This window comes from Geodermatophilus sp. YIM 151500 (assembly GCF_025716945.1).
Classification (GTDB): Bacteria; Actinomycetota; Actinomycetes; order Mycobacteriales; family Geodermatophilaceae; genus YIM-151500.
Genome location: NZ_JAOVZT010000007.1, coordinates 192,031 through 206,067 on the forward strand (window position 1 = coordinate 192,031; position 14,037 = coordinate 206,067).

The 14,037-nt window shown below is 71.2% G+C and carries 12 protein-coding genes; 9 read left to right on the top strand and 3 right to left on the bottom strand.

Features of this window, described 5'->3' with window-relative positions; all coding sequences use genetic code 11:
- Nucleotides 1-14: 14 nt before the first annotated feature.
- Nucleotides 15-3,920 (top strand): DNA-directed RNA polymerase subunit beta', encoded by a 3,906-nt coding sequence (locus OF117_RS13990; RefSeq protein ID WP_263553453.1) that lies wholly within the window; start codon nucleotides 15-17, stop codon nucleotides 3,918-3,920.
- Between the two features lie 273 nt (nucleotides 3,921-4,193).
- Here OF117_RS13990 and OF117_RS13995 read toward each other — a convergent pair whose 3' ends face one another.
- The 3 genes from OF117_RS13995 to OF117_RS14005 form a co-directional block, all read right to left on the bottom strand.
- Complete coding sequence (locus OF117_RS13995; protein WP_263553454.1) at nucleotides 4,194-5,234, bottom strand: LLM class F420-dependent oxidoreductase; 1,041 nt, start codon at nucleotides 5,232-5,234, stop codon at nucleotides 4,194-4,196.
- Nucleotides 5,235-5,306: 72 nt separating this feature from the next.
- Complete coding sequence (locus tag OF117_RS14000) at nucleotides 5,307-5,522, bottom strand: hypothetical protein (RefSeq protein ID WP_263553455.1); 216 nt, start codon at nucleotides 5,520-5,522, stop codon at nucleotides 5,307-5,309.
- A 138-nt stretch (nucleotides 5,523-5,660) separates the two neighbouring features.
- Nucleotides 5,661-6,656 (bottom strand): S1 family peptidase, encoded by a 996-nt coding sequence (locus tag OF117_RS14005; protein ID WP_263553456.1) that lies wholly within the window; start codon nucleotides 6,654-6,656, stop codon nucleotides 5,661-5,663.
- A gap of 613 nt (nucleotides 6,657-7,269) precedes the next feature.
- Between OF117_RS14005 and rpsL the strand changes: the two genes are divergently transcribed.
- The 8 genes from rpsL (at nucleotide 7,270) to rplW (ending at nucleotide 13,983) form a co-directional block, all read left to right on the top strand.
- Complete coding sequence (gene rpsL, locus OF117_RS14010) at nucleotides 7,270-7,644, top strand: 30S ribosomal protein S12 (RefSeq protein ID WP_012950487.1); 375 nt, start codon at nucleotides 7,270-7,272, stop codon at nucleotides 7,642-7,644.
- Between the two features lies 1 nt (nucleotide 7,645).
- Nucleotides 7,646-8,116 carry a 30S ribosomal protein S7 gene (rpsG, locus tag OF117_RS14015; RefSeq protein WP_263553457.1) on the top strand — a complete coding sequence of 157 codons (471 nt, stop codon included), beginning with the start codon at nucleotides 7,646-7,648 and terminating at the stop codon, nucleotides 8,114-8,116.
- Between the two features lie 98 nt (nucleotides 8,117-8,214).
- A complete protein-coding gene (gene fusA / locus OF117_RS14020; RefSeq protein WP_263553458.1) occupies nucleotides 8,215-10,314 on the top strand; it encodes an elongation factor G in 2,100 nt (699 codons plus the stop codon).
- 90 nt (nucleotides 10,315-10,404) lie between these two features.
- On the top strand, nucleotides 10,405-11,598 hold the full coding sequence (gene tuf, locus OF117_RS14025; RefSeq protein WP_263553459.1) for an elongation factor Tu: 1,194 nt from the start codon (nucleotides 10,405-10,407) through the stop codon (nucleotides 11,596-11,598).
- 106 nt (nucleotides 11,599-11,704) lie between these two features.
- Nucleotides 11,705-12,010: a 30S ribosomal protein S10 gene (gene rpsJ / locus OF117_RS14030; protein WP_012950483.1), complete on the top strand. Its 306-nt coding sequence runs from the start codon at nucleotides 11,705-11,707 to the stop codon at nucleotides 12,008-12,010.
- A gap of 16 nt (nucleotides 12,011-12,026) precedes the next feature.
- Nucleotides 12,027-12,692 carry a 50S ribosomal protein L3 gene (gene rplC / locus OF117_RS14035; protein ID WP_263553460.1) on the top strand — a complete coding sequence of 222 codons (666 nt, stop codon included), beginning with the start codon at nucleotides 12,027-12,029 and terminating at the stop codon, nucleotides 12,690-12,692.
- Nucleotides 12,689-13,684, top strand: coding sequence for a 50S ribosomal protein L4 (gene rplD, locus OF117_RS14040; protein WP_263553461.1), 996 nt, complete (start codon nucleotides 12,689-12,691; stop codon nucleotides 13,682-13,684). Before rplC ends, rplD begins: the two co-directional genes overlap by 4 nt.
- On the top strand, nucleotides 13,681-13,983 hold the full coding sequence (gene rplW / locus OF117_RS14045) for a 50S ribosomal protein L23 (RefSeq protein ID WP_263553462.1): 303 nt from the start codon (nucleotides 13,681-13,683) through the stop codon (nucleotides 13,981-13,983). The genes rplD and rplW overlap by 4 nt, the downstream gene beginning before the upstream one ends.
- Nucleotides 13,984-14,037 lie beyond the last annotated feature (54 nt).

Consider the following 14,037-nt stretch of genomic DNA (forward strand, 5'->3'; position numbering starts at 1 on the left):
AAGGGGTCCACTCAGTGCTCGACGTCAACTTCTTCGACGAGTTGCGCATCGGTCTGGCCACCGGCGACGACATCCGCCAGTGGTCGCACGGTGAGGTGAAGAAGCCCGAGACCATCAACTACCGGACGCTGCGTCCGGAGAAGGACGGTCTCTTCTGCGAGAAGATCTTCGGTCCCACCCGGGACTGGGAGTGCTACTGCGGCAAGTACAAGCGGGTCCGGTTCAAGGGCATCATCTGCGAGCGCTGCGGCGTCGAGGTGACCCGGGCCAAGGTCCGCCGTGAGCGGATGGGCCACATCGAGCTGGCCGCGCCGGTCACCCACATCTGGTTCTTCAAGGGCGTCCCGTCGCGCCTGGGCTACCTCCTCGACCTGGCGCCCAAGGACCTCGAGAAGATCATCTACTTCGCGGCGTACCTGATCACCTCGGTCGACGACGAGGCGCGCCACCGCGACCTGCCGACCGTCGAGGCGGAGATCAGCGCCGAGAAGTCGAACCTGGAGAACCGGCGCGACGCCGACGTCGAGGCCCGCCAGCAGAAGCTGGAGGCCGACCTCGCCGAGCTGGAGGCCGAGGGCGCCAAGTCCGACGTGCGCCGCAAGGTGCGCGAGGGCGGTGAGCGGGAGATGCGGCAGCTGCGCGACCGCGCACAGCGCGAGATCGACCGCCTCGAGGAGGTGCTCGACACCTTCCGCAAGCTCGAGGTCAAGCAGCTCATCGCCGACGAGGGTCTCTACCGCGAGCTGCGCGACCGCTTCGGCGAGTACTTCGAGGGCGGCATGGGCGCCGCGGCGCTGCAGAAGCTGCTCGCCGACTTCGACCTCGAGGCCGAGGCCGCGTCCCTGCGCGAGACGATCCGCACCGGCAAGGGCCAGCGCAAGCTGCGCGCGCTCAAGCGGCTCAAGGTGGTCGCCGCCTTCCTGCAGACCCGCAACTCGCCCATGGGCATGGTGCTGGACTGCGTCCCGGTCATCCCGCCGGACCTGCGTCCGATGGTGCAGCTCGACGGTGGCCGCTTCGCCACCAGCGACATGAACGACCTGTACCGCCGGGTGATCAACCGGAACAACCGGCTCAAGCGGCTCCTCGACCTCGGCGCGCCCGAGATCATCGTGAACAACGAAAAGCGGATGCTCCAGGAGTCCGTCGACGCGCTGTTCGACAACGGCCGCCGCGGCCGGCCCGTCACCGGCCCGGGCAACCGCCCGCTCAAGTCGCTGTCCGACCTGCTCAAGGGCAAGCAGGGCCGGTTCCGCCAGAACCTGCTCGGCAAGCGCGTCGACTACTCCGGCCGCTCGGTCATCGTCGTCGGCCCCCAGCTGAAGCTGCACCAGTGCGGCCTGCCCAAGCAGATGGCGCTGGAGCTGTTCAAGCCGTTCGTCATGAAGCGGCTGGTCGACCTCAACCACGCGCAGAACATCAAGTCCGCCAAGCGGATGGTCGAGCGCGCCCGTCCGGTCGTCTGGGACGTGCTCGAGGAGGTCATCACCGAGCACCCGGTGCTGCTCAACCGGGCGCCGACGCTGCACCGCCTGGGCATCCAGGCCTTCGAACCGCAGCTGGTCGAGGGCAAGGCCATCCAGATCCACCCGCTGGTCTGCACCGCCTTCAACGCCGACTTCGACGGTGACCAGATGGCGGTGCACCTGCCGCTGTCGGCCGAGGCGCAGGCCGAGGCGCGGATCCTGATGCTGTCCAGCAACAACATCCTGAGCCCGGCCGACGGTCGTCCGATCACCGCGCCGACGCAGGACATGGTGCTCGGCCTCTACCACCTGACCACCCTGGTGGCGAGCCCGGCGGAGGCCGACGGCGGGCAGTCGCGGTCGTTCTCCTCGGCGGCCGAGGCGATCATGGCCTACGACAAGGGCACGCTGGGTCTGCAGGAGCGGGCCTGGATCCGTCTCGACGAGGTCTTCGGCGTCGACAACGGCGCGGTCAACGAGCCGTGGGAGCAGCCGGAGGACTGGACGCCGGGGGCGCCCGCCACCGTGCTGACCAGCCTGGGCCGGGTGCTGTTCAACGAGGCACTGCCCGAGGACTACCGCTTCGTCAACTACCAGGTGCCGAAGAAGGAGCTCGGCGCGATCGTCAACGACCTCGCCGAGCGCTACCCCAAGGTGCAGGTCGCGGCGACCCTGGACGCCCTCAAGTCGGCCGGATTCCACTGGGCCACCCGCGCGGGCGTCACGATCGCCATCGACGACGTCGTCACCCCACCGGCCAAGCAGGAGATCCTCGACCGGCACGAGGCCGAGGCGGCCAAGATCGAGCGGCAGTACGAGCGCGGCGTCATCACCGACGCCGAGCGTCGCGGCGAGCTGATCGAGATCTGGACCCGCGCGCGGGCCGAGGTCAGCCAGGCGATGGTCGACAACTTCCCGACCACCAACCCCGTCTGGGTCATGGTCAACTCCGGTGCCCGGGGCAACATGATGCAGATCAGCCAGATCGCCGGCATGCGCGGCCTGGTGGCCAACCCGAAGGGCGAGATCATCCCGCGGCCGATCAAGGCCAACTTCCGGGAAGGTCTGTCGGTGCTGGAGTACTTCATCTCCACGCACGGTGCGCGCAAGGGTCTGGCCGACACCGCGCTGCGGACCGCCGACTCCGGGTACCTCACCCGCCGGCTGGTCGACGTCTCCCAGGACGTCATCATCCGCGAGGAGGACTGCGGCACCGAACGAGGCGTGCTCATGCCGATCGCGACCATGGTCGACGGGCAGCTGGTCCGGGACGCGCACGTGGAGACCAGCGTGTACGCCCGCTCGCTGGCCGCCGACGTGGTCGCCGAGGACGGCACGGTCGTCGCGGAGGCCGGCGCCGATCTGGGCGACGTGCTCATCGGGGCACTGGTCGACGCCGGCGTCGGCGAGGTCAAGGTCCGCTGCGTGCTGACCTGCGAGTCGCTGCTCGGCACCTGCGCCACCTGCTACGGCCGCTCGCTGGCGACGGGCAAGCTGGTGGACGTCGGCGAGGCGGTCGGCATCATCGCCGCCCAGTCGATCGGCGAGCCCGGCACCCAGCTGACGATGCGCACCTTCCACACCGGTGGTGTCGCGGGTGAGGACATCACCCACGGCCTGCCGCGTGTGGTGGAGCTCTTCGAGGCCCGCGTGCCCAAGGGCAAGGCGCCGATCGCCGAGCTGGCCGGCACGGTCCGGATCGAGGACGGCGAGCAGTTCCGCAAGCTGACCATCACCCCGGACGACGGCTCCGACGACGTCGTCTACGACAAGCTGTCGCGCCGGTCGCGGCTGCGGGTCGAGGACGGCGGCCACGTCGAGGTCGGCGAGCAGCTCACCGAGGGTGCGGTCGACCCGCACGAGGTGCTGCGGATCATGGGCCCGCGGGAGGTGCAGCTGCACCTCGTCCGCGAGGTCCAGGAGGTGTACCGCAGCCAGGGCGTGTCGATCCACGACAAGCACATCGAGGTGATCATCCGCCAGATGCTGAAGCGGGTGACCATCATCGACTCGGGCGCGACGGAGTTCCTGCCCGGGGCGCTGGTCGAGCGGACGCTGTTCGAGACCGAGAACCGCCGCGTCGTCGCCGAGGGCGGCGAGCCGGCCTCGGCCCGCCCGGTGCTCATGGGCATCACCAAGGCCTCGCTCGCGACCGAGTCGTGGCTGTCGGCCGCCTCCTTCCAGGAGACGACCAAGGTGCTCACCGACGCCGCGATCCAGGGCAAGAGCGACAGCCTGCTCGGGCTCAAGGAGAACGTGATCATCGGGAAGCTGATCCCGGCCGGCACCGGCATCAGCCGCTACCGGAACATCACGGTCGAGCCGACCGAGGAGGCGCGGGCCGCGGTCTACACCATGGCCGGCTACGACGACGGGCAGTACTACAGCCCCGACGTCTTCGGCACCGGCTCCGGCGAGGCCGTGCGCCTCGAGGAGTACGACTGGCGCGGCTGAACGAGGACCCTCGTCCCCCCACGCCTCGCAGGCTCGGCGCGGGACCCTGACGAGGGCCGTTCCAGCGGGTCACGAGGGCCCTCGGGTGCGAATCCGGGGGCCCTCGCGTATCCAGGGCGACGGGTCCGCGCCGATCAGGGACGGCACACGAGCCGGGGTGGACCCGTCGCGGGGGCCCGGAGGGCCTCCCGACGGGGACACGGGCAGCGGCTCGACGGTGGTGGGGGACGGCACCTGGCCGCGGTGCGATCCGGAGGATCGCGCTGTCACGGCTCAACCGGCGAGCCTGCGCATCGTCTCGACGGTGCGCAGCCGGCCCTCGGGCGACTGGGCGAGCGGTTGCAGCGCCAGAATGGTGACGCCGGCCTCGGCGTAGGCGGCGATGCGCTCGGAGACGTGGCCCTCCGGCCCGATGAGCGACACCGCCCGCACCAGCTCGTCGGGCAGCGCTGCGGCGGCCTCGTCCTTGCGGCCGTCCAGGTAGAGGTCCTGCACGGTCTTCGCCTCGGCCTCGAAGCCGTACCGGACGGCGAGGTCGTTGTAGAAGTTCTTGCCGCGCGCCCCCATCCCGCCGACGTACAGCGCCAGCTGCGGGCGGACGGCGTCGTGCAGCTCGTCGACGTCCTCGCCGATGGCGACCGGCACGCTGACCAGCACCTGCAGCTCCCCGAGCGCCGGGTCGCGCTTGGCCCGGCCCGCCGCCAGCGCCTCGCCCCAGACGTCGCCGACCTTCTCCGGGTAGAGCCAGATCGGCTCCCAGATCTCCGCGACCTCGGCGGCCAGCTCCACGTTCTTCGGCCCGAGCGCGGCGAGCAGCACGGGGATCCGGTCGCGCACCGGCTGGTTGATCAGCTTGAGCGGCTTGCCCAGCCCGGTGCCCCGGTCGGCCGGCAGCGGGATCGTGTACCGGGGCCCGTCGTGCTGCAGTCGCTCCCGGCGCCACACCTGCCGGCAGATCTCGACGACCTCCCGGGTGCGCTGCAGGGGAGCGTCGTACGGAACGCCGTGCCACCCCTCGATGACCTGCGGCCCGGAGGCACCCAGGCCGAGGGTGAAGCGGCCGCCCGAGACGAAGTCCAGCCCGGCCGCGGTCATCGCGGTGAGCGCCGGCGTCCGGCTGTAGATCGGGAGGATGCTGCTCATCAGCTCGACCCGCTCCGTCACCGCGGCGAGGTACCCCAGCTGGCTGACCGCGTCGAACGTGTACACCTCGGCCACCATCGCGACGTCGAGCCCGGCCGCCTCGAGGTCCCGCATCTCCGCGGCGGTCTGCCGGAAGCCTCCGCTGTAGCTGGCCTGGATGCCGATCCGCACCTGCACTCCTCGAGGGTCGCGGGCGCCCTCGTCGGCGCCGGGCCGACCGTATCGGCCCCCCGGGGTGCCGGCTCAGCGCGGGCGGACCACCCCGACGACCTCGGTGACGACCCGGACGCCGTCGACGTCGGGCGGCACCGCGCCGGCCGCGTCGGCATCGGCGAGGTCGACCTTCACGACGTAGCCCGACGACCGCCGGGCCAGGCCGATGCCGACCACGCCGGGCGCAGCCGCCAGCCGCTCGGACAGGGCGCTGCGGGCGGCCCGCGCCGCGGCTCGGTCACTCACGCCCCCATGGTGCCTCGCCGAGGAGGCGGAGGACAGAGCCGGGCCGCCGTCCGCCCGGAACGGCCCCCGCCCGCGTACCGAGCGGGCGTACGAGGGCCGGCCCGCCCGAGGTACCGCGCAGCCCGCGAGGACGGGGCCTCACTCGGGGACCCACTCCGCGTCGAGGGTCGTGAGCACGGTGGCCATCGGTGCGGCGAAGGTCACCCCGGCGCCGCCCGGTCCGCCGGTCGAGCTGCCGGCGAAGAGCAGGCCCAGCGGCCCGCGGTCGGCGCTGCGCCAGATGACCGACCCGCTGTCACCGCCCGCGCTGAACGCCGTTCCCTCGCCGGTGACCTCCACCTGGTCGTCGAACCGGAGGACCCGGCCGGCCGGGGAACCCGCCGGGTCGTCGTAGACGACCGACAGGCCGTCGACCTCGACGGCGGTCACGCGCCCGACGGTGTGCCCGGTCGTGCGGCCGAGCTTCTCGACCGCCTCGTCGGGCTCGACGTCGAGCCCGTCCGGCACGGGACCGGTCAACGGTCCGCCGGGGAGGAGACCCGGCCGGGCGTCGTCGTCGTCGAGGACGGCGATCGCGGCGTCGACGACGTTGGCGCCCTCGGCGACCAGGCGGACGAAGCGGGTGAGGGTCGCGATCCGGTCGGCCGCGGTGCCGCCGTCGGCCGGCCCGGGCTGCAGCACCGGGTCGCCGACGGTCGCGGCGTCGCTCGCGGCGAGCACGTGGTTGTTGGACAGCACCGCGAGCGATCCGCCGACCCGGACGAAGCCGCCGAGCGTGCCCGCGGTCACGGTGGGGTGGGCGACGGACAGCCCCGGACGCAGCGGTCGCGTCCGCCGCTGCAACCGGTCGGGGGACCAGTTGTCGCCGGGGGAGGACAGGGCCCGCACCCGCCCGATCACCCGGACGTCGAGCTCGGCGTCCGCCGCGCGTCCGAGGTCGGGCAGCCGCGCGCGGTCGTCGTCCCCGGCCAGCCGCACCGCCACGCGCGCGCCGCCACCCGCGAGCGGCAGCAGGCCGACGGCGACGGCGCCGCCGCCCTTCCCGGCCGCCGCCGCGTGCGGGTCGAGCGGCGCCTTCGCCGCGACCTCGTCGAGGATGCGGGCCTTGAGCTCGCGGGCCGAGTCCAGTTCCACGTGCGCGACCTCCTCGTCCGGTGGTGCGGCAACGGTAGGGCCGGCCACCGACACGGCCGGGATCCGGCGCGGCGGGGTGCTGTCGCCGGACCAGGGGCCGGGGTACCGTCCGGGAGCCGCCGGGCGTGCCCGTGGATCACCTCACCGCGGCCGGGAATCCGGCCGTCCCGCCGGGTGTTGCCCCCGGTGTCGACCGCTCCGGTGGTCGACGGCGGCCGCCGTCCGCGGTGCCCGGACCCGCTTTTGACCGGCTCCGGAGCCGCGGGTATCGTGGTCTGCCGTGCCCAGGGTGCCCTGGGCCTGCTCCCGTTCGCGGTGCGCCTGCGTGTCCAGAGGCTCGGCCCCTGGCCGCCGGGGCCGCCTCCCGGCCGTCGACGGCCGGAGGGTGGCGGCGCCGAGTCGCGAGGGGCGACCGATCCGGTCCGACACGGGGCCGGTCCCGGGGACGGCGACACGCCCGACCGCGGGGACCGGACGCGTCGTCGTGGGCGGAACCCGGCGCCCGGCAGGACCGGCACCCCGCACGCCGGAACCGCAGAGCACCACAGCCCAGCACCACGTCAGCAGCACGAGTCGAGCACGACCCAGCGCAGGTAGGAGATCCAGGCCGCCCATGCCCACGATCAACCAGCTGGTCCGCAAGGGCCGCGAGGACAAGGTCGAGAAGACCAAGACTCCGGCGCTGAAGGGTTCGCCCCAGCGCCGCGGCGTGTGCACCCGCGTCTACACGACGACGCCGAAGAAGCCGAACTCGGCGCTGCGCAAGGTCGCTCGCGTCCGTCTCACCAGCGGCATCGAGGTCACCGCGTACATCCCGGGCGTCGGCCACAACCTGCAGGAGCACTCGATGGTGCTCGTGCGCGGCGGTCGGGTGAAGGACCTCCCCGGCGTCCGGTACAAGATCATCCGCGGTTCGCTGGACACCCAGGGCGTCCGCAACCGCAAGCAGGCTCGCAGCCGGTACGGCGCGAAGAAGGAGAAGAGCTGACATGCCGCGCAAGGGCCCCGCGCCGCGTCGCCCCCTGGTCTCCGACCCGGTCTACCAGTCGCCGCTGGTCACCCAGCTGGTGAACAAGGTGCTCGTCGACGGCAAGCGCTCGGTCGCCGAGTCGATCGTCTACGGCGCCCTCGAGGGCTGCCGCGCCAAGACCGACACCGACCCGGTGGTCACGCTCAAGCGCGCGCTCGACAACGTCAAGCCGGCCCTCGAGGTCCGCAGCCGCCGGGTCGGTGGCGCGACCTACCAGGTGCCGGTCGAGGTGCGGCCCTCGCGCAGCACCACGCTGGGCCTGCGCTGGCTGATCCAGTACAGCCGCGCACGCCGGGAGAAGACGATGACCGAGCGGCTGATGAACGAGCTGCTCGACGCCAGCAACGGCCTCGGCGCCGCGGTGAAGCGTCGCGAGGACACGCACAAGATGGCCGAGTCGAACAAGGCGTTCGCCCACTACCGCTGGTGACAGCGCCCCTGCCGGGGCCCGACGGGCCCGGCGCCCGCTCCCGGCGGGCCGGGTGACCCCCGAGCCCGCCCGCGGACCGCGATCCACGAGGAGAAGTCATGGCCGACACCAAGGCCCAGCTCGCCAAGACCCGCAACATCGGGATCATGGCGCACATCGACGCCGGCAAGACGACCACGACCGAGCGCATCCTCTTCTACACCGGTATCAACTACAAGATCGGTGAGGTCCACGACGGCGCGGCCACGATGGACTGGATGGAGCAGGAGCAGGAGCGCGGCATCACCATCACGTCCGCCGCGACGAAGTGCGCCTGGAACGGCCACGACATCAACATCATCGACACCCCCGGCCACGTCGACTTCACCGTCGAGGTGGAGCGGTCGCTGCGCGTGCTCGACGGTGCCGTCGCGGTCTACGACGGCGTGGCCGGCGTCGAGCCGCAGACCGAGCAGGTCTGGCGGCAGGCCGAGAAGTACGGCGTCCCGCGCATGTGCTTCGTCAACAAGCTCGACCGGACCGGAGCGAACTTCTTCCGCTGCGTCGAGATGATGGTCGAGCGGCTGGGTGCCAACCCGCTCGTGCTGCAGCTCCCGATCGGGGCCGAGGCCGACTTCATCGGCGTCGTCGACCTGGTCTACATGCGCGCCCTCACCTGGCGCGGGGAGACGCAGAAGGGCGAGGACTACGCGATCGAGGAGATCCCGGCCGACCTCGCCGACCAGGCCGCCGAGTACCGCGAGAAGCTGCTCGAGGCCGTCTCCGAGACCGACGACGCCATCATGGAGGCCTACCTCGGTGGCGAGGAGATCTCGCCGGAGACGCTGAAGGCCGCCATCCGCAAGGCGACCATCGCCGGGCAGGTCAACCCGGTCCTCACCGGCTCGGCGTTCAAGAACAAGGGCGTGCAGCCCATGCTCGACGCCGTCGTCGACTACCTGCCCAGCCCGCTGGACGTCGGCGCCATCAAGGGCACCGCCCTCGACGGCGAGACCGAGGTGCTGCGCCGGCCCAGCGAGGACGAGCCGTTCTCGGCGCTGGCCTTCAAGATCCAGACCGACCAGCACCTGGGCAAGCTGACCTACGTCCGCGTGTACTCGGGCCGGCTCGACTCCGGGTCGCCGGTGCTCAACAGCACCAAGGACCGCAAGGAGCGGATCGGCAAGATCTACCAGATGCACGCCAACAAGCGCGAGGAGCGCGAGGGCGTGGGTGCCGGCCAGATCGTCGCCGTCGTCGGCCTCAAGCAGACGACCACCGGTGACACCCTCTGCGATCCGCAGAAGCCGGTGATCCTGGAGTCGATGACCTTCCCGGCGCCGGTCATCTCCGTCGCCATCGAGCCCAAGACCAAGGGCGACCAGGAGAAGCTCGGCACCGCCATCCAGAAGCTGGCCGAGGAGGACCCGACCTTCCAGGTCAAGCTCGACGAGGAGACCGGCCAGACGGTCATCTCCGGCATGGGCGAGCTGCACCTGGAGATCCTCGTCGACCGGATGCGGCGCGAGTTCAAGGTCGAGGCCAACGTCGGCAAGCCGCAGGTGGCCTACCGAGAGACGATCCGCAAGGCCGTCGAGAAGGTCGACTACACCCACAAGAAGCAGACGGGTGGGTCCGGCCAGTTCGCGAAGGTGCAGGTGAGCCTCGAGCCGCTGGAGATCAGCGGCGACTCGGCCACCTACGAGTTCGTGAACGCCGTCACCGGTGGGCGCATCCCGAAGGAGTACATCCCCTCGGTCGACCAGGGCATGCAGGACGCGATGCAGTACGGCATCCTCGCCGGCTACCCGGTCGTGGGCGTCAAGGCCACGCTCATCGACGGCCAGTACCACGAGGTCGACTCCTCGGAGATGGCCTTCAAGATCGCCGGCTCGATGGTCTTCAAGGAGGCCGCACGCAAGGCCAGCCCGGCCCTGCTCGAGCCGATGATGGCCGTCGAGGTCGTCACGCCCGAGGACTACATGGGTGACGTCATCGGCGACCTGAACTCCCGGCGCGGGATGATCCAGGCGATGGAGGAGCGCTCCGGCGCCCGCGTCGTCCGGGCGCTCGTCCCGCTCTCGGAGATGTTCGGCTACGTGGGCGACCTGCGCAGCCGCACCCAGGGGCGGGCCAGTTACACGATGGTCTTCGACAGCTACGCGGAGGTCCCGGCCAACGTCGCCAAGGAGATCATCGCCAAGGCCACCGGCGAGTGACCTGCCGGGCGGGACACCGCCCCGCCCGGCCCCCGGCAAGCCCACCCCCAGAGCACGCAGTACCTGCGTCACCACGAGGAGAGGAACCCAGTGGCCAAGGCCAAGTTCGAGCGGACCAAGCCGCACGTCAACATCGGCACCATCGGGCACATCGACCACGGCAAGACCACGCTGACCGCGGCGATCACCAAGGTGCTGCACGACAAGTACCCGAACCTCAACGAGGCGTCGGCCTTCGACCAGATCGACAAGGCGCCCGAGGAGAAGGCCCGCGGCATCACGATCTCGATCGCGCACGTCGAGTACCAGACGGAGAACCGGCACTACGCGCACGTCGACTGCCCCGGTCACGCGGACTACATCAAGAACATGATCACCGGTGCGGCGCAGATGGACGGCGCCATCCTGGTCGTCGCCGCGACCGACGGCCCGATGCCGCAGACCAAGGAGCACGTCCTCCTGGCCCGCCAGGTCGGCGTCCCCTACATCGTCGTGGCGCTCAACAAGGCCGACATGGTCGACGACGAGGAGATCCTCGAGCTCGTCGAGCTGGAGGTCCGCGAGCTGCTGAGCGAGTACGAGTTCCCGGGCGACGACGTCCCGGTGGTCCGCGTCTCGGCGCTCAAGGCCCTCGAGGGCGACGCCGAGTGGGGCGAGAAGCTCATGGAGCTGATGAACGCCGTCGACACCGCGATCCCCGAGCCGCAGCGCGAGGTCGACAAGCCCTTCCTCATGCCGGTCGAGGACGTCTTCACCATCACCGGCCGCGGCACCGTCGTGACCGGTCGCGTGGAGCGCGGCGTCGTCAAGGTGAACGAGGAGGTCGAGATCGTCGGCATCCGTCCGTCGTCGACCAAGACCACCGTCACCGGCGTCGAGATGTTCCGCAAGCTGCTCGACCAGGGCCAGGCCGGTGACAACGTCGGTCTGCTGCTGCGCGGCATCAAGCGCGAGGACGTCGAGCGCGGCCAGGTCGTCGTCAAGCCGGGCTCGATCACCCCGCACACGCAGTTCGAGGGCTCGGTCTACATCCTCTCCAAGGACGAGGGTGGCCGGCACACGCCGTTCTTCAACAACTACCGTCCGCAGTTCTACTTCCGGACGACGGACGTGACCGGCGTGGTCACCCTGCCCTCGGGAACCGAGATGGTCATGCCCGGCGACAACACCGAGATGACGGTCGAGCTGATCCAGCCGATCGCCATGGAGGAGGGCCTGCGGTTCGCCATCCGCGAGGGTGGCCGCACCGTCGGCGCCGGCCGCGTCACCAAGATCCTCAAGTAATCCCCCACGGACGGGCGGTGGCCGCCGAGCCGGCCACCGCCCGTCGCCGGGTCATCCCGACCCCTCCAGCATTCAGAACACCGATCGGCAGGAGCAGAAGACAGCGATGGCGGGACAGAAGATCCGCATCCGGCTGAAGGCCTACGACCACGAGGCGATCGACGCCTCGGCGCGGCGCATCGTCGAGACGGTCACCAAGACCGGTGCGCGCGTCGTCGGCCCGGTGCCGCTGCCGACGGAGAAGAACGTGTACTGCGTCATCCGCTCGCCGCACAAGTACAAGGACTCGCGCGAGCACTTCGAGATGCGCACGCACAAGCGCCTCATCGACATCCTCGACCCGACGCCGAAGACCGTCGACGCGCTCATGCGCATCGACCTGCCGGCCTCGGTCGACGTCAACATCCAGTAAGGGACCGGGACCAGTCATGGCGAGTACGTTCCGCGGTCTCCTCGGCGAGAAGCTGGGGATGACCCAGGTCTTCGACGAGAACAACCGCATCGTGCCGGTGACCGTCGTCAAGGCGGGCCCGTGCGTGGTCACGCAGGTGCGCACCCCGGAGGTCGACGGCTACTCCGCCGTCCAGCTCGGCTTCGGCGAGATCGACCCGCGCAAGGTGAACAAGCCCGAGGGCGGGCACTTCGCCAAGGCGGGCGTGACGCCCCGGCGGCACCTGGTGGAGCTGCGCACCGAGGACGCCTCGAACTACACGGTCGGCCAGGAGCTGACCGCCGAGGTGCTCGACGGCGTCGCCAAGGTCGACGTCATCGGCACCAGCAAGGGCAAGGGCACCGCCGGCGTCATGAAGCGCCACGGCTTCAAGGGCCTCGGCGCGAGCCACGGCACCCAGCGCAAGCACCGCTCGCCCGGATCGATCGGCGGCTGCGCCACCCCCGGCCGGGTCTTCAAGGGCCTGCGCATGGCCGGCCGCATGGGCGCGGTGAAGACGACCACCCTCTCGCTCAAGGTGCACAAGGTGGACGCCGAGCGCGGGCTGGTTCTGATCAAGGGCGCCATCCCGGGCCCGCGCGGTGGGCTGGTGCTCGTCCGCTCCGCGGTCAAGGGCGGCCCCGTGGGGAGTGACGCGAAGTGACCAGCACGCGAAGCCGAGCTGCCGGCGAGCGCGCCGACCGGCAGGTCGACGTCCGCACGCCCGCCGGGCAGACCGCGGGCAGCGCGACGCTGCCCGGTGAGATCTTCGACCGCGACGCGAACCTGTCGCTGATGCACCAGGTGGTGACCGCGCAGCTCGCTGCCGCCCGGCAGGGCACGCACGCGACCAGGACGCGCGGCCAGGTCCGCGGCGGTGGCAGCAAGCCGTACCGGCAGAAGGGCACCGGCCGGGCGCGCCAGGGCTCGACCCGGGCGCCCCAGTTCGAGGGCGGTGGCACCGTCCACGGGCCGCAGCCCCGTGACTACAGCCAGCGGACGCCGAAGAAGATGAAGGCGGCCGCGCTGCGCGGGGCGCTCTCCGACCGCGCCCGGGAGAACCGGGTGCACGTCGTCACCACCTTCGTCGAGGGTGACGCCCCGAAGACCAAGGCGGCCCTGGCCACGCTGGACGCGGTCAGCTCGGCCAAGCGGGTGCTCGTGGTGCTCGACTCCGCTGACACGCTGAACTGGATCAGCCTGCGCAACGTGCCCCGCGTGCACCTGCTCGAGACCGGTCAGCTCAACACCTACGACGTCCTGGTCGCCGACGAGGTCGTCTTCACCGAGGCGGCGCTGGCGGAGTTCGTCTCCGGCCGCTCCGGCGGTGCCGCGGAACCGGGCACCGCCAAGCCGGACCTGGCCACGCACCTCACGCCGGGCGGCGTCCCGTCCGTCGCCCCCGCCGAGGGCGAGGGCACCGTCGAGACCGCTGCCGAGGAGCCGGCGAAGGCCGACGCGAAGAAGGGCCCGGCGGCGGCCGTCGACGCCGCGCCGTCGACCGCGGCCGAGGCCGCGGCCGCCCCTGCGGAGCAGGCCGAGGCCGCCGACGCCGGCCCCGATGCCGTCGCGCCCAGTGACGAGGCGTCCTCCGCGGCGGGCACCACGCCGGCGGCGGAGAAGAACGCTGCGAAGACGAACGAGGAGACGGCATGAGCGTCCGCGACCCCCGGGACGTCGTGCTGTCCCCGGTCATCTCGGAGAAGAGCTACGGGCTGCTCGACGAGAACCAGTACACGTTCATCGTCCGGCCCGACGCCAACAAGACGCAGATCAAGATCGCGGTCGAGCAGATCTTCGACGTGAAGGTGCTCGGTGTGAACACGGTCAACCGGCAGGGCAAGCGCAAGCGCGCCAAGGGCAACCGGATGGGCAAGCGCAAGGACACCAAGCGCGCCATCGTGTCGGTCGCGCCCGGCGACCGGATCGAGATCTTCGGGGGCCCGGGGGCCTGACGGCGGGTACCGCCGTCGACCTCCGCCCATCCGCACCGGACCAGAGAAGAAGAC

Bases quoted from the DNA above. Each gene is read 5' to 3' on its own strand.
- rpsL (WP_012950487.1), top strand. From the start codon at position 7,270: ATGCCCACGATCAACCAGCTGGTCCGCAAGGGCCGCGAGGACAAGGTC.
- rpsG (WP_263553457.1), top strand. From the start codon at position 7,646: ATGCCGCGCAAGGGCCCCGCGCCGCGTCGCCCCCTGGTCTCCGACCCG.
- fusA (WP_263553458.1), top strand. From the start codon at position 8,215: ATGGCCGACACCAAGGCCCAGCTCGCCAAGACCCGCAACATCGGGATC.
- rpsJ (WP_012950483.1), top strand. From the start codon at position 11,705: ATGGCGGGACAGAAGATCCGCATCCGGCTGAAGGCCTACGACCACGAG.
- rplC (WP_263553460.1), top strand. From the start codon at position 12,027: ATGGCGAGTACGTTCCGCGGTCTCCTCGGCGAGAAGCTGGGGATGACC.
- rplW (WP_263553462.1), top strand. From the start codon at position 13,681: ATGAGCGTCCGCGACCCCCGGGACGTCGTGCTGTCCCCGGTCATCTCG.